Raw genomic sequence first — 20,215 nt, 5'->3', positions numbered from 1 at the left:
AGAAGGAGGCAGTGTGGCTTCCGACATCAGCTCTTCGCCCGCCCAGTACCTACGCCTGCGGCACGGCTGCCATGTGTGGCAGCAACCCGGCGGCTGGAGGATGAGCAACGCGGGACTCGTCTCCGGCCGCGGCGAATCCCTGCTGATCGACACGCTCTACGATCTCCGCCTCACCCGCCGCATGCTCGACGGGTTCGCCCCCGTGACGGCACGCGCCCCGGTGTCGACAGTGGTCAACACCCACGGCAACGGCGACCACTGGTTCGGCAACCAACTCGTCGGCGACGCCGAGATCATCGCCGCGCAGGCGTCACTCGCCGATATGCGGGCGGTTCAGCCGCGGGACATGACCCGCCTCCTGTCCGCGGGCACACCAGCCGGGCAGTTCGCCCGGCAGATCTTCGGCCGCTTCGACTTCACGGGCATCCGCCCCGCTCTCCCCGGCCGGACCTTCACCGGAGACCTCACTCTCGACATCGGCGGCGTCTGCGTCCGGCTCATCGACGTGGGCCCCGCGCACACTGCGGGAGACACCATCGTGCACGTGCCGGACGCCCGGGTCGTCTACACCGGGGACATCGTCTTCGCCGGAGCGACACCGGTCGTCTGGCACGGGCCTTTCGACAACTGGATCGCCGCCTGCGAGCTGATCTTCGGCCTCGGCGTCGAGACCATCGTCCCCGGCCACGGGCCGGTGACCACCCAAACCATGCTGCATGCGACCCGCGCCTACCTGGAGTACGTGCACGACCAGGCGAGCATCCGCCACGCCCGCGGAATGACACCGCAGGAGGCGGCTCACGACATCAACCTCGGCCGGTTCGCGAGTCTCGCCGAGCACGAACGACTCGCCGTGAACGTCCACACGGTCTATCGCGAGCTCGACCCCGGTCTTCCGCCGCTGGACGGCCCACAACTGTTCGGCTGCATGGCCGAACTCTGCCCGCAGATCTCGCTCTGAGCCGCCACGCTCCTGCCGTCGCAGGAGAATCCCACCCAGGAGAAGCCCTCTCTGGCAACGTAGGTCGAGTCAGCCATACTGGATGATTCATTGAGTCGAGGGTGGAGAAGGAGAAGTGCCTGGTGGCCAGCACCAACGACCACGGGACCCCGGATCCGCAGGTGACACCCCGCTCGGCTGGTCATCGCCGGTACTCGGCGGCGTACAAGGCGAGGATCCTGGCCGAGTATGAGGGGCTCGACAAGCAGGCCAAGGGCGCATTGCTGCGGCGCGAGGGCCTGTACTCGTCACTGATCACAACCTGGCGCCAGCAGCGGGACAAGGGCGCGAAGGCGGCGCTGGCCGCGCCGACGGGCCGGCCGAAGGCCGATCCGCGGGACAAGGAGATCGCCCGGCTCGAGGCCGAAAACGCCAAGCTGCAAGCCGAGTTGGGCAAGGCCCGCACCGTCATCGAGGTGCAGTCAAAACTCTCCGCGCTGCTCGACCAGTTCGCCACGGACAGCGCCACGACGAACAACGGCGAGAACAAGTGACCCCGGTGGAAGCGGCGGCGGCTGAGGTGCCCGGCGACCAGGGCGAGTCGGTCTTCGAGGCGGCCCGCGCGGCTGCCCTGGACAAGCTGTCCCACCTGGTCGGCCGGGTCAAGGCGTGCGCGGCGCTCGGCCTGAGCCGGGCGACCTGGTACCGCCACCACCGCAAGTCCCCGCCGCCGGTGAAGCCGACGCGGGAGCGCAAGCGCGATCCGCGGGCCCTGAGCGAGGCCGAGGAAGCGGAGGTACGGGCGGTGTTGCGGTCGGGGGAGTTCGTCGACATGGCACCGGCCGAGATCTACGCGGTCCTGCTGGACCGGGGCACCTATCTGTGTTCGGAGTCGACGATGTACCGGATCCTGCGCCGGCACGGCGAGGTCCGTGAGCGTCGGCGCCAGGCCGTCCATCCGCCGCGCAAGAAGCCCGAGTTGATCGCGACCGCGCCGAACCGGGTGTGGTCGTGGGACATCACGAAGTTGAAGGGCCCGTATCCGGGCAGCTATTTCTGCCTCTACACGATCATTGATATCTACAGCCGCTACACCGTCGGCTGGATGATCGCTGCATCCGAGAACAAGGAGCTCGCCGAGCAGTTTCTGTCCTCCACTATCTCCAAGTACCCCGTTGAACAGGGGCAGTTGACGATCCACTCCGACCGGGGATCGCCGATGATCGCCCACAACGTCGCGCAGATGCTCAGCAATATGGGCGTCACCAAGTCTCATTCGAGACCGAAGACGTCGAATGACAACCCGTACTCGGAAAGTCAGTACAAAACCCTAAAATACCGGCACGATTTCCCCGACCGGTTCGGCTGCATCGAGGACGCCCGCACCTGGTGCACCGGCTTCTTCGACTGGTACAACCTCACCCACCGACACTCCGGGATAGCGATGCACGCCCCCTTCGACGTGCACTTCGGTCTCGCTGACCAGCTCCGGGAGATGCGCGCCGACGTCCTCGCGAGCGTCTACCAACAACACCCCGAACGGTTCGTCCGCAGACCACCCGAGCCCCCGAAACTGCCCGAGGCTGCCTGGATCAACAAGCCGGTCGACCTCCGACACGACGATCAAACGATCCCGGCACAGCAATAGATCGAACTACCTGCCTTGATCACGTTGACAGGTCCCGCCGCTGCTGTCCACAACATGAGAACGCATCAGCCCTGCCACACGACTACGCCGAAGCCCTGGGACTCGCCCGCCAAAACGATATCCACAACCAACAGAATTGATGACCATCAGGATGTCTGCGAATCTACGATGAACTTGGCTGTCCGTCGTACCGCGCGGCCCTAATGATCGCACGAACGAGTAGCACAGCAATAACAATCGGAGCGAAGATCACCGTATAGCTCAGCATGCGTCCAACCTCTCACGCCCGGATAGCATGATCCATTCGAAAGCTTGGCCTCCCCTACTAGCGCTAGGCCTGCGGCATCGCCCATAGTGGAAGGCATGGTATGGGGAGAAGGAACCGAAAATGAGGCTGACGGCGCGAACGGGGTAATTGGCGAGGATTTCGACACTCGGCACCGCCTTAGTCTTCCGCACTTTATCGTGCACACCCCGGTAGGTGCGGGCCAGATGGTAAAGCGTATGACCCGAGCAATCGGCCTGAAACCCTGTGCCGCATGCGAGCAACGTGCAGCCCGATTGGATCACTGGATGCGGATCGAGCCGCGTCAGTGAAGGGTCCGATGATTGGTCCGTAAAGGAGGAAGTGTGGTTGATGAAATAGTTCATGACAATGGCGATAAAAAAGATCCGCTGGGCAGTAGTACCGCCGTGATCGGCCGGAGCATCGCGGACCTGTCCGGGTCTGCCGACTGCCAGACCTGCGGCGGGACGAATCCGGTGCCTAGCACACCGAGTAGCGCCGTGTATGCGGTAGGCGTGCTAAGCCCGCAGATCCCCACGATCGGTGTCGCTGCAGGGTTCGCTCAACTGACGGGACGACCGCACTATGGCGATCGAGTTGATGCCGAGTTGCTGCAGAGCGTTCTGCGTAACCCGGACACCGCCTATCTCGGTCGTTATCTGTGCTGGAACTTCTCCACCGGTGGGCTGGAAGCCTTCACCGTGATACCGCAGAACGACGCCGAGGTGGCGCGACTGGCTGAGGTGCTGCCGCCAGCGGTCGGTGATGTGGTGCATGTCGTCGTGGGTAAGACAGTCCCGTTCCCCAGCGACGGGCAGCACGTCACTCCTGGGTTGCCCGTCGTGCAGGCTGATCGGGTACTGGCGTTTACGCTCGCGGAGCTTGCCGCAGCCATGCCCGAAGGCGAGCAGTCCGTTGATGAGCAACCAGGCACGGAAAACGACCGTGGCGATCGGGGCGGTTTCGAATCGGTGGTTCATGACGTATTCTTACGGCTGACACGCCGAGCGGGAAACCGCGGTCTTTCACCCGAGGATATCGCCTGCAATCACATCGCGGTTGAATATCCTGCATTTCACCGTATGGTGTGGCAACAGCGACGTGACGGCAAGCTTCTGATGGCCATCGACGCCCACCACACCCATTCCACCGATCGAATGGTCGTGGCGGTACGCGCTACTTTCCGCGATCCACATACACACATCACCGAGCGGCTGCAAGTGTTGGATGACGTCACCGAGCCCTCGTTTCCCTTTCTCCTCGCCGGAATCGAGCGCGTTTACTGACAAGTGGAGCGGTAATGCTAACTGTGCTTCCCGGCTGGGCTCAAGCGGGCGCAGCTGTGCAAATGCCACACTTCTCTTACTCGACGGCGGCGACCGGCCCATGGCCGGCATTGAACGTCGCTGCCGGCCGGACTACTCAGACCACGTCGCTCGCGGGGCATCCTTGCGGCAGCTGTGGCCTATGTCTGCCGGACGAGACCTCACCGACCGGCTGTTCCAAGACCTGTTGGACACGACGCGGGCCTGAAGGCGATTGCGATCAATATGACATGAAGTGTGGAGGCCCTGGCTGCAACCCCACGTGCGCACCCGGCGAGCGGCTGTGCGGCACGACATGTGTTGACACGAGCAGCGATCCAAACCACTGCGGTGGTTGCGGAACCACTTGTCCACCGGGCAGCGCCTGCTGCAATGGCACCTGTTGCGCACCGGGCAGCACATGCTGCGGTAACGGATGTTGCCCAGCTGGCAGCACCTGTTGCGGCGACAGATGCGGCGGCACAACATGCCCGGACGGCACACACTGCTGTGGTCCGGGCGAAGGATTCTGCAGCGTGGACAACATGTGCTGCTGCCCCTTCCCAGGCATGAGATGCGTATCGCTCTTCGGCACCTGGAACATATGTCTAACTACTTGACCGCGCTGCGCGCAGTCCGTTTAGCGAGGATGTGGAGCCTGGCGATCGCGTGAGCGATGACGTCAGTCCAGGGCCATCGGGCCGTGAAGCGCAGCCAGTGGCGGCGGCCGGTGTGCACCAGCTGAGCGGCTGCGGAGAACAGCCGCAGGCGAAGCCGTTTGGGTTCCCAGCGGCGGGTCTTGCCGGTCAGGGCGAGCATCGACATCCCGACGAGGAGGTCGAGTGTGAGCGAGACGATCTCCAGCAAGATCCGGTTCTGAGCCGCGTCGTGCAGGGGCAGATTGCGCAGACCGGTGTCGCGGGCGCCTCGGATGCGGTCCTCGTAGCGTGCCCGTCGGCGGTGATGCATCGACAGGCACAGTCTTCCACACAGGTTACGGGGCGTAGAACTCCATGATCTTGGAAGCCCGCGCCTGTCACGTTCCCGGAACCCACCGAACTGACACTTCATCGCGAACCGGACATCCTGCGACTACGCCGAAGCCCTGCTGACCACCTCACCAGCACCCTCCGCCAAGGACTCGCCCAGCTTCAGCGCCATCCCGAGCTCATCGACAACTGCCTCGCCGAGACCGGACTGGCCCTCACTGCAGACCACCCGAAACCAATTCGAAAAGGTCAGTAGAGGACCCGTCCCTGGTGATCATCGACACCCAGTCCGTCCGCGCGGCGGCCGGGGTGCCGAAGGCGACGACGGGACTGGACGCGAACAAGAAAACGCCGGCAGGAAGCGGGAACTCGCCGTAGACGTGCTGGGCCTGATCATCGGCGTGGTCGTCCTGCCGGCCAGTGCGCACGACAACGAGGCAGGCATCGCCCTGCTCGACCAGGCGGCCGAACGGTGCGGGATGCGCCTGGAGAAGGCCCTGGTCGACCAGGGATTCAAGGACGCCGTGATCATCCACGGCGTCGTGAACGACATCACCGTCGAAGCGGTCCGACGCAACCCCGACGACCAGGGCAGAGGCTTCGTGCCACAGCCCATCCGGTGGCGGGTCGAACAGGTCAACGGCACCCTCATGCTGCACCGCCGCCTCGCCCGCGAATACGACCACCGGCCCGACAACTCCGCCTCCCGCGTCTACTGGGCCTCCACCGCCGGCATGCTCCGCCGTCTCACCATCCCCGCCCCCGCCTGGCGGAACGACTTCGAGGTAGCCGCGTGAACGTCACCGACCTCCTCGAACTCCTCCACGAGCACCACGAACAGTCATTTCGCGCCCGCGAGCTCCACGAACTGCTCGGCCTGCCCACCGACGAGGCCACGGTGAACGTCACCCGCTCCCGCCTCGGACAACTCGTCCGCCAAGGCATCCTCACCCAGCCCGGACGCGGCCAATACGAGAAACGGACTTAACGTCCTCTGAACTCACCCGTCCTGATGCCGGTCCGATCAGCATCCAGCTGGTCTCCTATGCCCCACGACATGCCTGCAAGAGGTCGTGGGTCAGCTGTGAGAGGAACGCCGGAAGCTGGGTGTGCAGATAGTGGTGTCCGCCCGGGAAGGGGCGGACCGACACCTCGGTGGTGGAATGGACGTCCCAACCAGTCAGTGATTCGGGTGGGACGATCGGGTCGTCACGGCCTCCGAAGGCTCTGATGCGTGTGTCGAGGGGCGGCTCGTCGCGGTGGGTGTGCTGCAGCAGCGCCAGAGCGTCGGCCAGGAAGGGCGTGTAGACGGTCTCGACGAGTGAAGGATCCCACTCGCCGTCGACGGGATCGGTCCAGCCCATGACAGTGGCCAGCGTCCCGATGCCGCTGCCCAGATGGGTGGCGACGTATTGCCGCAGTGCGTTCAGTTGGGGAGCCGGGCTGGCCGATATGGCTAGCAGCTTCGGCGCGGTGTGGTGGAAGCGGCGTAGCCGACGGATGGTCTCGAAGGCCAGGAGACCGCCGAAGCTGTGGCCGAACAGGGCGTAGAGGCCATCGGGGTCGCGGCGTAGGTCGGCCGCTATGGCGTCCGCGAGTGCGGCTGCCCCCACCTGTATGTCGGTGATGGAGGGCTCGCCGGTGCGGGCGCCTCGGCCGGGCAGCTCGGCGGCGGTCAGATCGATGAAGCCGGCGCAGAGCGGGACCCACGGTCGGAAGAACTCGGGGCCGGCCCCGGTGGGAGGAACGCAGTACAAGAGGACCCGCCGCTCGGGTCGGTCGGTGAGGCGGGTCAGCCTCACGGTCGGCCATCGGCGGCTGTCGACTCCCGGGGCGGTGGACGGAGCCGGTGTCGTCGTCATGCTGTGCGCCTGATGCGTCCGAGGACACGGGGTGCGAGTTGGTCGACACCTGCCGCGGTGGCCAGCTCCATGGCGGGGATCACGCAGTCCAGGCGGCGTTGGAGGATCGCGCTCAGCTCGGCGGCCATCAGTGATTCCAGGCCCAGTTGGTCGAACCGGCGGTCGGGGGCGATGCGTTCCGGCGTGGTATGCAGCACGGTCGCCAACGCCGAGGTGAGAACGTCGCGGAGAATCGCGAGCGACTCGGCTTCATCGGTGGAGCGCAGCGTGCGCGCCAGGCTGTCGGCGGAGTCCGCGGACACGCCAGGGGACTCGGTCGGCAGTATTTCGGTGAAGCGGGGTGCGGCCACGGTCGACAGGAGCTTCTTCGTCTGGGTCCAGTTCGTGTTGCCCACGGTGACGACGTCGAGGCCGTGATCGCCGATCACCTCACCCAGTATGCGGGTGGCGTGGGCGGAGGTGAGTTCGCCGAAGCCCGCCCGCCGCATGGTGTCGACCATGCCGGCACGGTCCGCGTAGCCGGTGTCGGAGATGGCGCACCACTGCACGGCGAGTCCCGGAAACCCGGCCGCCCTCCGTCGGCGGACCAACGCTTCACCGGCGAGGTTGCCTGCCGCGTAGACGCTCTGCTTGAGATTGCCCACGAGCGCGGAGATGGAGCTGTAGAAGACAAAGAAGTCCAGGGGGCGATCCCGGGTGAGCTCGTCGAGCAGGGCGGTTCCGACGAGCTTCGGGCTTACCACCGCGCGGGTGCGCTGGTCGGTGAGTTCGATGACCGAGGCGTCATCGAGGACGTCGTCGAGCACCATGGCCGCGTGGATGACGCCGCGCAACTCGTGGCCGGTGGCGTGGATGGCCGCCAGCAGTTCGCGAGCCGCCGTGGCATCGGTGATGTCGGTAGCATACGGGGTGGCGGTGACGCCCTCGCGGGCGAGGCGTTCCAGTAGGGCCGCGGCCTCGGGGTGCTGTGCGCCCCGGCGCGAGGCGAGGGCCAGGTGGCGTGCGCCGCGCTGCGCCAGCCACAGTGCCGTGGCCGCGCCGAATCCGCCGAGGCCGCCGGTGACCAGGTAGCTGGCGTCCGGGTCCAGGACGGTCGGTGCGACGGGGAATTCTACGCGCAGCCGCTCCTGCGGGTCGAAGGTGATGACGATCTTGCCGATGTGGCGTGACTCGCGCAGCAGCGCCATCGCCTCGGTGATCCGGCCTGCCGGGTAGGTCATGTGCGGCAGGGGCCGGTAGATGCCCGAGTCGATCCGGGCTGCCAGCCCGGACACCAGCTCGTCGGTCACCTCGCCGCCGCTGTGGGTCAGGGCGGTGATGTCGACGCCGAAGTAGGCCAGATTGCGGGAGAACGGCCGCAGGGTGAGGGAGTTGTCGGCAAGGATGTCGCGCTTGCCGAGTTCGATGAACCTGCCGTGCGGACGCAGCAGTTCGAGGCTGCGTGTCATCGCCTCGCCGGCCACCGAGTTGAGCACGACGTCCACCCCGCGTCCGTTGGTGATCTCGCGGACCTGGTCGGCGAAGGCGAGGCTGCGGGAGTCCAGGACATGGTCGTAGCCGAGCAGACGCAGCAGTTGGCGTTTGGCCGGGCTGCCGGCGGTGGCGATGACGGCCGCCCCGGTGTGCTTCGCGTACTGCAACGCGGCAAGACCCACGCCGCCGGCGGCGCCGTGGACCAGGACGGTCTCTCCGCCGCGGAGGCGGGCCAGGTGGTCGAGGCTGTAGTGGACGGTGGAGAAGACCGTGGGCAGGGTCGCGGCCTGGGTGAAGGACATGTTCTTGGGGATCTTCATGGTCAGGTCGGCCCGCACCCGCAGGTGCGACGTCAGGCTGCCTGGATGGGAGACCATGACCCGGTCGCCGACGGCGCGATCGGTCACCGTCTCGCCCACGCCGACCACCACACCGGCGCATTCATTGCCGAGGAGCGGTATCCCTGTCGTCGGGGCCTCCGCCATCGGCGGCACCAGTCCCAGAGAGACCATGATGTCCGCGTAGTTCAGTGCGGCCGCGTGGACTTCGATGACGACGTCGCCGGGGCCGGGCTCCGGTCGCCTCATCGCCGTCCACGCCAGTCGGTGGCTGGTCCCCGGGTCGGGTACGGCCAGCGCGAAGGGCTGCCCGGGGCCGGCCACGACACGGCTGGGCACCGGGGGCAGGTCGGTGATCCGTGGGACGAAACGCCCGCCGGCGGTGAGGACGACCTCGTCCTCGTCGGTGGCGGTGAGCAGTTCGTCGGCGAGGCGGCGGGCGATGTCTGCCTGCGGGGACCGCGATGCGATGGACACACGGCGTACCGGCACGAGGGGGTTCTCACAGGTGAGGGTCCTGGCCTGTGCCCAGGCGGCGGCCGGTGCGGGACTGCCGGGTACCGGGAGGAGATCGCCCCTGGTGACGACCCATGCTGTCACCTCCCTGTCCTCGGGCAGTCGATGGCACGCGGTGGCCAGCGCCCGGAGCGTGGCGGCCTGGGCCACCACGAGATCGACGATCGGTGCGGTCGGATCCCCTGGGCGGTCGAGTATCACTACGACGCCGGTGCGGCGGGCGGCGCCCTGGCTCAGTGCCTCGGCCCAGCGGTGCGGCTCGGCTCCGGCTTCGATGCAGGTGACCCGGCGTCCGGCGGCGCGCAGTACAACTGCCAGCGTGTCGCCGAGTTCGCCGGGTCCGTCGGCCGCGATGACGAAGTGACCGGGAGCGGCGGCGTCCGCCGCCTGCCCGCTCGGTTCCGCGTCATACGGCGCGTTCGAAGAGGCAGGACCGCGGGCCGCCAGCATGACAGAGCACATCTCGAGTACGGGGCCCTCACGGTCGCCCAGTTGCGCCACGTCGGTGAAACCGCACTCGCGCAGCACCTTGGGCCACTGCTGTCGGGACAGCAGGATGTTCCTGCGCAGGTCGGTGTCGGTGAATGCCGACGCGGAGTCCAGCAGTCCGTAGCACGGGGTGAACAGGTCGTTGTCGTGGAACTCGACGGCGAGCAGTCGGCCGCCTTCGCAGAGCAGATCGGCGACGCGCCCCAGGGCGCCCCGCACATCGCGCGTGGCGTGCAGGACGTCGGCGGCCACGACGAGATCGAAGGCCCCGGCGGTGAAGCCCTGCTCGGTGGGGTCCTGGTCGAGATCGAGCGTTCGGTAGTCCACGAAGCCAAAGTCGGCGAACAGGGCGGCGGCACGGGGGAAGAACGCACTGGAGATGTCGGTGTAGGTATAGGCGGTCCGGTCGGGCGGCAAGGACGGGAGCAGCCAGGCGGTCGTCGCTCCGGTGCCGGCGCCGACTTCGAGGATCCGCAGCGGCCGGTCCTCCGGCCAGGCATCGACGATGGCCTCCACCATCTCCCGGGCCAGCCGGTTCAGGAACTGGTTCGCCACCGACGCGGTGTAGTGCAGTTCGGCGAGGCGCTCGGTGTCGGAGAACAGCAACTGCATTGGATCCACGGTCCCGCTCAGCACCCCCGCCAGTCGCGGGCCGCACCGCGCGTACATCAGCAGCTCGGGCGCCAGGGCAGGGAAGCGGTCCAGCAGATCGGCCATCAGCCGATCCGGTTCGGGCGCCCGTGTCGTCCGCCAGGCCGGCTCACCGCCGGACCGGCTGCCGGGTACTTCTTGCAGGACGCCCTGCCGTACCGCCGCTTCGACGAGACCGGACAGCAGCGCTCGCTGCTGTGGCCGCACCCCGGCCGCCGTGAGCGCCGTCACTGTGTACGCGTCCCGCTCCGGCGCCAGTTCCCGCAACGCGTCGGCCACGAAGTGGGCGAGCAGTTCCTTGACGTGGCCGATGAAGGTCCGGCAGTCGTGGTCCTGGAACGCGTCGACCAGACCCTCGACACGGGTGGTGCGCGTGGCGAGCAGTTCGTCCGCGGCGGGCAGGTCAAGCCGTTCGCCCCGCGTCCCCGGCAGCGGGGCGGCCCGCAACGTTGTGACCTGCCGCGACACGGCCGTCGTAGCGCCCTCGAAACGGCGTCCTGTGACACCTTCCAGCTCCATGACGACGGTTCCGTCAGGGTCGACGAGAGTGACGTCGAAGACCGCCTCGCGCAGGGACACCGTGCGCGCGTGTATCACTGCCGTTCCGCGGGCGGCCGGGGTACGCCACAGGCGGACCCGCTCGAAGGACGCGGGCAGGAACTGGCGTGCTTGTCCGTCGGCCGCCTGCGCCAGGATGGGCCAGGTGGACTGCAGGGCACAGTCCACCAGCGCCGGATGGGCCAGCAGACCATCGCCGCCGCACGGGTTGACGTAGTCCACGAGCACGGTGCCGTCGAGGACCGACAGGTGTTCCACGCCACGGAACGCGGCGCCGTACTGGAAGCCGATCCGGGCCATCTGCTCGTAGTGCCGCTCGCCGGACACAGCGGTCGTGGCCTGGGCGCGCAGGACGTCGATGTCCGGCGCGGCGGGCGCTTCGCCCATCAGTCTGCGCACCCGGCAGCCGGCGTGCTGCTGCCAGTCCTCCTGGTCGTCGCCGCGGGAAGCGATACGCACCACATCGTCGGACAGAGAGGTCTGCACGGTGAGGTCCATCGCCGGATCGTCCCAAGGCAGCACCAGAGCCTTGGCGATGTCCAGGCCGGTGATCTCCAGCGCGGTGGTGTGCACGGCGCGCCCGGCAGCCAGTGCCATCTCCACATACGCGGCACCCGGCATCACCACCGCGCCCCCGACGACGTGGTCGCCGACCCAGCCCAGGCGAGTGGGCTCCACGGGTGTCTGCCAGACGGGCTGAGCGGACGGCAGTCGATCGCCGAGCAGCGGGTGGCGGACCGCCGGGCCCGCGCTGAACCGCCCTGCCCCGGCCGACCACCAGTCGGCGGAGCCGTTGAAGTGGCGTTCGCGTTGCCACGGGTAGGACGGCAGGGGCGCCACCCGCCCGGCGCTCGGGAACCAGGACTCCCAGTCGATACTCGCCCCCGCCGCTACGACCGCCGCGCACGCGGTGCGTAGCGCGTCCGAGCCGGCCGCCTCGCGGGACAGGGAGACGACGACGGCCACGTCCCGGTTGGCGTCCGCGCACTGCCTCCGCAGGTAGCCGGCGAGAACCGGACTGGGGCCGACCTCCACGACGGTGCCGCAGCCGTGCTGCTCCACCAAAGCGGCGACGGCGGGCCCGAACATCACCGGCTCACGGACATTGCGCCACCAGTAGTCGGCGTCGAGTTCCGTGCCACGCACGGTTTTGCCCGTGACGGTGGACACGAATGCGGTCGTGCCCTCGGCGGGCGCCAAACCGTCCAGGGACCGCCGCAGTTCGCTCCGGATGGTATCCATCGAGCGCGTGTGGAAGGCGTAGTCGAGGCTCAGTTCGCGGAAGAACACACCGCGTCCGACAAGCTTGTCCCCGAGTGCGGACAACTCGACGGCATTCCCGGCCACGGTCACATCGGTCGGGCTGTTGACCCCGGCGAGTTCCAGCCCGCACCCCGGTGCGGCGAGCAACGCCTCCACCTCCTCGCGCGGCAGACCTACGGCTGCCATACGCCCCCGGCCCGCGGTGGCGGCCTGGGCGCGGCTCCGCTCGGCGATCACCCGGCAGGCGGCGGCCAGGTCCAGGGCGCCGCAGGCGTGAGCGGCGGCCACCTCGCCGACCGAGTGGCCAGCCACGGCTGCGGGCCGGATGCCGAAGCTCCGCAGTACTGCCGTCAGACCGACCTGGACGGCGAAAAGGAGCGGCTGGGCGATCTCGGTCCGGTCCAGCCGCGGTGCCGGATCGCGCAACGCTGCGAGGACCGACCAGCCGAGGCGCCCCGCGAGTTCGGTGTCGACCTCGTTGACCGCGCGCAGGAACACCGGTTCGGTCCGGAGGAGTTCCGCGCCCATGCCGGCCCACTGCGCGCCGTTGCCGGAGTAGACGAAGGCAACCGGCCCCGGCGTTGCCTTCCGCAACGCGGCGCCCGGCGCGGAGCGGCCTTCGCCCAGGTCCTCCAGCATGGCCGCGGCCTCCGCGGCGGTGGCCGCCACCACCGCCGCACGTTCATGATGATGACCGCGCCGTCGGCAGGACGTGTAGGCAACGTCGTGGAAGTCGTAGCCGCCGGAGCCCTCCTCAAGCGTCCGAAGGTGTCGGGCCATGCGGGTCGTGGCATGGGTGAGGGCCTTCGGGGTGCCGGCCGAGACGACCAGCGGGAGCCCCTCACGGTCGGGCCGGGCGCCGTGCCGACCGCCCGGCCGCGCTTCCGGCGTCCTACCAGCCGGAGCCGGGCCGAGTACGGCGTGGGCGTTGGCTCCGCCGAAGCCGAAGGAGTTGATCGCGACGGCGCCGCGGCCACCGGGCGCGAGCGGTCTGGCGGCGGTGACCGGCTCCAAGCCGAGGGCGCCGAAGTCGATGGCCGGGTTGAGCGGTTCGGCGTGCAGGGACTCCGGGATCACACCATGCCGTAGCACGAGCACGCTCTTGAGTAGCCCCGCCATGCCCGCGCCGGACTCCAGATGCCCGACGTTCGTCTTGACCGAGCCGATCGGCAGTGGGGAGCCGTCGCGCCTTCCGGTCCCCAGCGCCCGACCCAGCGCCGTGCACTCGATGGGATCACCGGCCTGGGTGCCGGTTCCGTGCGCCTCGACATAGGCCACGTCCTCGGCGCCCACTCCCGCTCGCCGGTGTACCTGTCGCACCAGCGCCTCCTGGGCCTCCGCGCTCGGCAGGGACAACCCCGGCGTGCGGCCGTCGGCTCCGACACCGCTCGCGAGGATCACCGCGTGCACCGTGTCACCGTCCGCGATGGCGTCCGCCAGTCGTTTGAGAACAGCCACCCCGCCTCCCTCGGCCCGCACGTATCCGTCGGCCGCAGCGGAGAAGGCGCGGCAGCGGCCGGTCGGGGACAGCATGGACGCCTTCGAGAAGCCGATGAAATCGCCCGGGTTGAGCAGCAGGTTGATGCCGCATGCCAGAGTCACACGGCTGCTGTGGGTACGCAGTTGCTCGCACGCCTGGTGCAGGGCCACGAGGGAGGAGGAGCAGGCGGTGTCCACCGCCATGGACGGTCCGCGCAGGTCGAACAGGTGCGAGATCCGGTTGGCCGTGTTGCAGAGGGCTGCCCCGGCCATGGTGTACGCGCTGATCGTCTCGGCCCGGGCGTACTGGAGGTGGCCGTAATTGCCGTTGCTCACCCCGACGTAGACTCCGCAGTCGGAACCCGCGAGCGTGGCCGGGTCGACGCCCGCGTCATCGAGCGCCTCGCGGGTCATCTCCAGCAGGAGCCGCTGCTGTGGATCCATGCGGCTCGCCTCACGCGGCGACAGCCCGAAGAACGGCGCGTCGAACCCGCTGATGTTGTCGAGGAATCCACCGGCGGCCGTGTACGACTTACCCGGCCGGTGCTGGTTCGGATCGACGAACCGTGCCACGTCGAAACGGTCGGCCGGCACCTGTCCCACGAGGTCCCGTCCGTCGAGCAGCGCCGTCCACAGCTCCTCGGGCGACGAGATCCCGCCGGGCAGCCGACAGGCGAGGCCGACGATGGCGACATCGTCGACGCGCGGCGCACGCAGGTCCCTGACGTTCGCGCCATTCATGGCTTCATCACTCTCCCGGACGAGACGGTAAGCGGCCAGCCTTCAGCCCGCGGAATCTCCCTGCGTTCATTCCGAGAACATTGCTTTAACGATCTTACTTCTTAAGGCAGTTGGCCTGAAACTACCCCTTGTCGACGCGGGCGGTGAGGATTCACTCAACTGTTCCCGCGATGAATCCTCTGGATCCGGCCGGCGCGCGCCAGCGGTGCGGTTCCGAGCCGACTACCGCCCGAGGCGCGGGCCGGACGCGTCGTTCGCCGAAGAACGACGGGAGCGAGATCGTTCAGGGCGTCAGTGGTAAGTGGCCTGGTCGGGGTGGCGATGGAGGCGTGTGTGTTCCTGGCGGACGCGGTGTTGCCAGTAGGTGTCGAAATCGCCGTTGCTGATGATCGCGCGGGAGTTGGAGGAGTGCTTCGGCGCCGGGGACGCTCCATCGGCTGCCAGTGATCGCGAGGCGGTCGGCGACGCGGTGCCTGGCTGCCGCCTCGATCGCGCCGCTGCCGATCGGCCAGCCCTGGGCGAGGGCCTGGTCGTAGTGGAGGAAGTCGCGGCTGTTCTCCAGGTAGCTGACGGCCTTGCCTACGGCGGTGCGTTTTTCGCCGGTCAGATCGCGGTGGTCGGCCTGGTCGCGCAGGACGGCGATCGTGTCGTCGGTGGCCCCGGCCAGGAGGCGGGCGGCGTGGGCTGCGTGGGCGGCGTGGGCGGCGTGGGCGGCGTGGGCGGCGTGGGCGGCGTGGGCGGCGTGGGCGGCGACCCAGTCTTCGGCGTCCGGGGCGGTGGGGTGTGGAGACAGCAGGCGGCCGGCGGCCCAGAGTTTCCCCAGCACGTGCACGATGTCCAGGACGATGCGCACCGCGACGCCGCGACGGGCTGCTTCGGTCTGGACAAGGTCGAGTTGGTGGCGTGCGCCGTCGACCAGGACGATCCAGTCGCGCTGGCAGGCGAGGTCGCAGGCGATGGCCTGGTCGAACGCCTGGGCGTTGACCTTCTCGGGGTCCAGGTCGACCGATCTGGTCAGCCACTTGTGTGTGGCGCGGGGTCCGGGGCGGCGTCGGTGTCAACCGGTGCGGCCGCCGAGTTGGCCGATGGCCGCGAGCTCCTCCTCCAACCGCTGGCGTACGGCGGGATCTTGCTCAAGGCCGCGCTGGATGAGCCCGGCCTCGCAGCGCTCGCGCAGCAGCCGGTCCGACTCCCCCGCGCCCCCGCCGCCGCCGACGACGACCTCGGGCTCGGGGAAATGCGGCACCCCCAGGCCGAGGTCGGCGACCGGGTCGAGCGGGCAGGAGGCGGCGGTCACCGCGGTCACGCCCAGGAGCCGGACCGCGCGCGCCCCTGCAGGGCCGCATCAAGGGCGTCGGCCACGGCCGCTGTGAGATCCGCCGGATCAAGGTCGCGACCGTGAACAACCTGCACTCAGAGCCGCTACTGCTCTCCACTGCCCACGCGAGTTCACGGTGCCGCACGCGAAGCGAGCTCAGCCACGGAACCGGCCTCCCTCGATCCGGTGGCTGTCGACGGCAACGCGCCCTTCGTCGCCAGCCAACCGCCGCGTCCTCGATCACTGCTGTACCTCGGCAACCCGGACACTGGCACAGCCAAGATCAGCCAGCAGTGGGCCGGTCAGGAGGCCGGGACCTGAGGGTCGGGCGGCGGAGGGAAATGCCAGCAGGCCGGGGCCTGCGCGCGCAGGGTGGGCCAGTGGGGGGACGCAACGAGTGCTACGGCGCGTGCCGGCGTGGTTCGGTCCACGGTGGCACTCCACTTCTGGCCAGTGAGGTACGCGGCCTCCAGCGCGGCCCGCTCCTTCCCCGGCCCATGAGTCAGTACCTCTGCGGAGCGCTCCAGCGCCCTGGCTCGGTCTGGCAGTTCGTCGGTACGGCCGCATCGATGCCCTGACTCTTCACGATGGCCGTCATCTGCGGCCGCAACCTGCCGAGGAAGGACACACCCTCCACCCCGACATTCCCACCCCTGAGAACCCGTCTTTGAACTTCGCTGATGGGTTGTCTGTGGGGGGAGTGTCTACCGGTAGTTCGTTAGATCCGGAGGTAGAGGTCGATGTCGTGTCCGGTGGTGACCTCGTCGATCAGGGCCTGGAGCTCATGGGGTGGATCCGTGTCTGTCCATGCTTGCCACCATCGGGTGAGGGTGATGGCGGGAGTGAGCCAGGACCGGATGGCGCGTAAGGCCCTGGGCCAGCAGGGCTGTTGGGCCTGGTGGGGTATGCCTGGTCCCCCTCTCTGGCCCCTCGGCGGGGCACGGGTCCGGCGCGGTGGCGTCCAGGGGTCCAGGTGGGGTGAACCACTGGTCCCAGCAGAAGGAGAAGGCGCAGTTGACCAGGGTCTGGTGGCGGCGGATGGCGCGGTCGGAGCGGACCTGGAAGTCGGCCCAGCCGAGTTCGTCCTTGACCTGCTTGTAGCTCTGCTCGATCCACGGCCGCAGGCCGTAGAGGCGGACGATCTCGGCGAGGTCGGCCGGCGGGTGCGGGCCGGTGGTGGCGTGGGGTGCGTCGGGGTGGGGCAGGTTGGTGGCCAGGTACCAGGTGGCCTTCTCCGGCAGAGTGGCCGGGTCGGTGGTGGCCACGACCAGCCGGCACGGGGAGTTTGGGCCGTAGCCGCCGAGACGGGCGTCAGCGGCCCACCAGGTCTCGGTGTGCCCGTCGCGGAAGTGACGCTCCACGGGCGTCCAGTCGCCGGGATGACCAGTGTTCCGCCAGGTCAGGGCGTGGGCGGCGGCGATGGGGGTGTGCGGCTGGTCGGCCGGTGCCCAGGTGCCGCGGTGCGGCTTGAGCGCGACCACATAGGCCAGGCCGGCCTCACGCAGAGCGAGATACCAGGTGTCGCTGACGGAGTAGGCGCAGTCGGCGACCACCGCCCGGCAGCCGAAGCCCGCCTCCTTCCCGCGGGCCGCGAGAGCAGCGGACAGCTGCGGTTTCGTACGGAAGGCCGGATCGGAGCGGCCGCGCGCGAAGTGGTGGGCAGGCGTGTAGGGAGTCGCGTGCAGCGGGTAGTACAGGCGGCCGTCGGTCCACACCGTGGTCACCGTCACGACGCCGTTGTCCGTCTTGCCCAGCCGGCCCAGCCACTGCCGGCCCACGTTGGCGGTCGCCGTGCCGGCCTTGCGGTCCCCGGAATCGTCGATCACGATCACCCCGCCGCTGTGCGGAGCCGTCGCCGAATCCGCACGCAGCAGCTCAAGCCGCCGGTCGTTGACCAGCTCGCCCTCCCAGGGTGACTCGGACAGGAAGAACTGCAACCGCTGCACCCCCGGCATCCCCGCACCGCGCACCGACTCCGCCCCCGCCCCCGCCAGGCAAGTGATCGTCTTGTTCCGCTCCCACGGCGCCAGCAGCCCGGTCAGATACTCACGAAAACCCCGCCGCTGGGCCAGGCTGAAGAACAGGTCGTCGAACCGGACCGCGTACTCCTCCAACGGCCCCGGCGCAAGCGGACACGGACGGCGAGCAGTCATCTTCAGCCCCCAACAAACCAGTTGACTCCTACCACCGGCCTACGACCAACCCGACCTACCGTCAACCCACACCACCACCGGATCTAACGAACTACCGGTAGATGGCCGGCGCGCGCACGAGGCGTTCCTGGGTGGCCTTGGGCAGCACTCGGCGCAGGACAGGTGCGGTCGAGCTGAGGGATGCGGCGAAGGCGGCCACGAGGTCGTGCGGGACGCTGGCCCTGAAGGAGGCCGCCCACAGGCAGGGGGCGCCGAGCGCGGGCTCGGCCCATGCCTGCCATCCGGCCGGTCCCGCCTCGTCGGCCTCGATGGTCAGGGCGCGCGGGTCGGCGTCCTGGATGAGGGGCGGCACCTCGCCAAGGCTGACGTGCGAGGTGAACGTCGGGTCCGTTGCCGCCGCCTGCGGCTGGTCAATGTCGCGGAGCCAGCCGTGTGCTGCGACGGCGTCGAGGACCAGCTCGGGGCCGGCGAGCGGCGCGGCGGGTGGGTCGCGGGCGTCGAGCGCGACGAGGAAGTCGGCCACGGCCTCGCCGGGGACGTCGGGGGTGAAGTAGGCCGACCACGACGCGAGCGGGCTGCTCGTGTCCGTGCGGGCTGAGATCTGCCAGGCGATCGGTAGGTCGCCCAGATGGAACGGCTCGTCCGGCAGACTCCACTGCGCCCAGCGGAGGGCGTCGGGGCTGATGTGCAGGACGGTGCTGCGCAGGACCTGGCGGTCCCCGCTGCTTCGTCCGGCTCGTGCCGTCCGCGGACGATCGTCAGGCTCGTCCAGCCCAGGCCGGAGAGCGTGTCGGCGACGGCGTCGTAGAGGCGCCCATCGTCGCCGGCCAGGTGCCGGGGCCCGACCCAGAACGCGGGCTGGCCGCCGCGCGGAGTGGACGAGTCGAGCGGGAAGTCGGGGTGCAGGGGCGCCTCCAAGGGCTCGGTGCAGGTCTAGTTGCCGCCGGCACGGCGGCGGGGGCGGCGCGGGGGTGCCTGGACGGGGCCCTGCCACGTCAGGTCGACGGCGACCTCGGGCGGCAGATGGCCGAGTTGTGCGTCCTCTTCCCGCCCTTCGGCGAGGTAGACGACGGTCCGGCCTGTCTCGTCCACGGACTGCACGACCTGCGCCAAGCGGTGTGCCATCGGAAAGAAGGGGTTCATGGCCTGGCGGACCGGAGCACTCCGGTCGCAGGCGGACAACAGGTCGATGAGATCACCGACGGTCATCTCCGGGGACGTCACGAACAGCCTCCTGGGGTGAGGGGAAACGGGGAGCAACGGAACGGGCCGGCACCCAGGGCTTCGGCGTAGTCGGGCCTCGTCCTTTTTGATCATGTGAGCCCGAGATGGGTGAGGATGCGGGTTTGGTCCCTGGCTGTCCGGCGGAGGCCGGCGGCGATGTTGCGGACGCCGGCGAGACGGAGGGCTCCGATCGCGAGGTTTCTGTAAGTCGCCATCGCTTGAGGTGCGTTCCCGGTCCGTAACTGGGAGGCGTCCTCGGCGAAGGTGACGTCTCTGACGTGGTCCAGGGCCTCGACCGTCCAGTGCCCGCGGACAAGTTGGGCGAGCCGGGCGGGCGGGGCCTGTTGGTCGAGGCACCCTGGACCACCCGCGACGGTGCGCCGAAGTCCGTGTAGACGGTCGAGCTGACATAGCTGCTGACGCTGCCGCTGCTGCTGGCCGTGGGGTTGCCCAGCGCGTCGCGGTCGTAGTCGATGACCTCGCTGCTCAGCCCCTTGGTCGACGGATCGGTCTGTGTCGCCGGCAACTGGTCGTTGATGGTGTAGGTGTAGGTCGTCGTGTAGGTCGAGGGCAGCGGCGTCTCGGAGGTCGGCAGGGTGACCGTCGTGCCGGTGGGCTGGCCGAGGGCGGTGTAGCCGGTGGCGGCGATCGTGTAGCCACCAGTGGTGCCCTGGACGTAGCGGGTCGATGAGGTTGGCAGGCCGATGCGCTTCGTGTCGTACAGCCAGGAGGCGAACTGGAAGTTGGACTTCGACTTGTCGCTGGCGGTGAGTTTGCGGCCCAGGAGGTCGTAGGTGTAGTCGAGTTCGATCTGCTTTGCATCGTCGGTGGTGGACACGAGGTTGCCGGCGTCGTCGTAGCCGTAGCTGCTCTTGCCCACGTCCGGGTCGGGGTCTGTAAAGCGAGCGGTGTAACTGGGTTCGGTGTGGCTAGAGTTGGCCTGTGGTGAGGCGGCCGTCGAAGGCCAGGTCGAAGGCATTCAT

12 protein-coding genes and 3 pseudogenes are annotated in these 20,215 nt (G+C 68.7%); 6 read left to right on the top strand and 9 right to left on the bottom strand.

Features of this window, described 5'->3' with window-relative positions; genetic code table 11:
* Positions 1-13: 13 nt before the first annotated feature.
* The 4 genes from ACIRRY_RS50120 (at position 14) to ACIRRY_RS50105 (ending at position 4,160) form a co-directional block, all read left to right on the top strand.
* Positions 14-961, top strand: a complete 948-nt coding sequence (locus tag ACIRRY_RS50120) for an MBL fold metallo-hydrolase (RefSeq protein WP_403987308.1) — start codon at positions 14-16, stop codon at positions 959-961.
* Between the two features lie 122 nt (positions 962-1,083).
* Entirely contained in the window at positions 1,084-1,494 is a 411-nt protein-coding gene (locus ACIRRY_RS50115) for a transposase (protein WP_403987306.1), read from the top strand.
* Positions 1,491-2,588 carry an IS3 family transposase gene (locus tag ACIRRY_RS50110; RefSeq protein ID WP_403987303.1) on the top strand — a complete coding sequence of 366 codons (1,098 nt, stop codon included), beginning with the start codon at positions 1,491-1,493 and terminating at the stop codon, positions 2,586-2,588. Before ACIRRY_RS50115 ends, ACIRRY_RS50110 begins: the two co-directional genes overlap by 4 nt.
* Positions 2,589-3,218: 630 nt before the next feature.
* A complete protein-coding gene (locus tag ACIRRY_RS50105; RefSeq protein WP_403987301.1) occupies positions 3,219-4,160 on the top strand; it encodes a hypothetical protein in 942 nt (313 codons plus the stop codon).
* Between the two features lie 630 nt (positions 4,161-4,790).
* Here the strand turns inward: ACIRRY_RS50105 and ACIRRY_RS50100 are convergent.
* Positions 4,791-5,153 (bottom strand): annotated as a pseudogene (locus ACIRRY_RS50100) (transposase); the annotation flags it as partial.
* A gap of 260 nt (positions 5,154-5,413) precedes the next feature.
* On the opposite strand from ACIRRY_RS50100, the pseudogene ACIRRY_RS50095 reads away from it, so the two are divergent.
* Positions 5,414-5,964 (top strand): annotated as a pseudogene (locus ACIRRY_RS50095) (transposase); the annotation flags it as partial.
* Positions 5,961-6,155, top strand: a complete 195-nt coding sequence (locus ACIRRY_RS50090; RefSeq protein WP_403987299.1) for a hypothetical protein — start codon at positions 5,961-5,963, stop codon at positions 6,153-6,155. The pseudogene ACIRRY_RS50095 and the gene ACIRRY_RS50090, both read left to right, overlap by 4 nt.
* Positions 6,156-6,210: 55 nt before the next feature.
* Here ACIRRY_RS50090 and ACIRRY_RS50085 read toward each other — a convergent pair whose 3' ends face one another.
* The 8 genes and pseudogenes from ACIRRY_RS50085 to ACIRRY_RS50050 all read right to left on the bottom strand — a co-directional run bounded on the left by ACIRRY_RS50085 (position 6,211) and on the right by ACIRRY_RS50050 (position 20,112).
* A complete protein-coding gene (locus ACIRRY_RS50085; protein ID WP_403987296.1) occupies positions 6,211-7,029 on the bottom strand; it encodes a thioesterase II family protein in 819 nt (272 codons plus the stop codon).
* Positions 7,026-14,537, bottom strand: coding sequence for an SDR family NAD(P)-dependent oxidoreductase (locus ACIRRY_RS50080; RefSeq protein WP_403987293.1), 7,512 nt, complete (start codon positions 14,535-14,537; stop codon positions 7,026-7,028). The genes ACIRRY_RS50085 and ACIRRY_RS50080 overlap by 4 nt, the downstream gene beginning before the upstream one ends.
* Before the next feature lie 283 nt (positions 14,538-14,820).
* Complete coding sequence (locus tag ACIRRY_RS50075) at positions 14,821-15,390, bottom strand: hypothetical protein (RefSeq protein ID WP_403987290.1); 570 nt, start codon at positions 15,388-15,390, stop codon at positions 14,821-14,823.
* 204 nt (positions 15,391-15,594) lie between these two features.
* Positions 15,595-15,843, bottom strand: a complete 249-nt coding sequence (locus ACIRRY_RS50070) for a hypothetical protein (protein ID WP_403987288.1) — start codon at positions 15,841-15,843, stop codon at positions 15,595-15,597.
* 794 nt (positions 15,844-16,637) lie between these two features.
* A complete protein-coding gene (locus tag ACIRRY_RS50065; protein ID WP_403987285.1) occupies positions 16,638-18,008 on the bottom strand; it encodes an IS701 family transposase in 1,371 nt (456 codons plus the stop codon).
* A gap of 91 nt (positions 18,009-18,099) precedes the next feature.
* Positions 18,100-18,926: pseudogene (locus tag ACIRRY_RS50060) on the bottom strand (DUF317 domain-containing protein).
* Between the two features lie 15 nt (positions 18,927-18,941).
* Entirely contained in the window at positions 18,942-19,232 is a 291-nt protein-coding gene (locus ACIRRY_RS50055) for a hypothetical protein (protein WP_403987282.1), read from the bottom strand.
* Complete coding sequence (locus ACIRRY_RS50050; protein WP_403987279.1) at positions 19,204-20,112, bottom strand: hypothetical protein; 909 nt, start codon at positions 20,110-20,112, stop codon at positions 19,204-19,206. The genes ACIRRY_RS50055 and ACIRRY_RS50050 overlap by 29 nt, the downstream gene beginning before the upstream one ends.
* Between the last annotated feature and the right edge of the window lie 103 nt (positions 20,113-20,215).

It is taken from the genome of Streptomyces sp. NPDC101776, assembly GCF_044766845.1.
Lineage (GTDB): Bacteria > Actinomycetota > Actinomycetes > Streptomycetales > Streptomycetaceae > Streptomyces.
This window is presented reverse-complemented; position numbering and strand designations above follow the sequence as displayed.

What these genes read in the sequence shown, in the direction of transcription:
- ACIRRY_RS50080 (WP_403987293.1), bottom strand. Translation starts at nt 14,537, where the DNA reads ATGAATGGCGCGAACGTCAGGGACCTGCGTGCGCCGCGCGTCGACGAT.
- ACIRRY_RS50065 (WP_403987285.1), bottom strand. Translation starts at nt 18,008, where the DNA reads ATGACTGCTCGCCGTCCGTGTCCGCTTGCGCCGGGGCCGTTGGAGGAG.
- ACIRRY_RS50085 (WP_403987296.1), bottom strand. Translation starts at nt 7,029, where the DNA reads ATGACGACGACACCGGCTCCGTCCACCGCCCCGGGAGTCGACAGCCGC.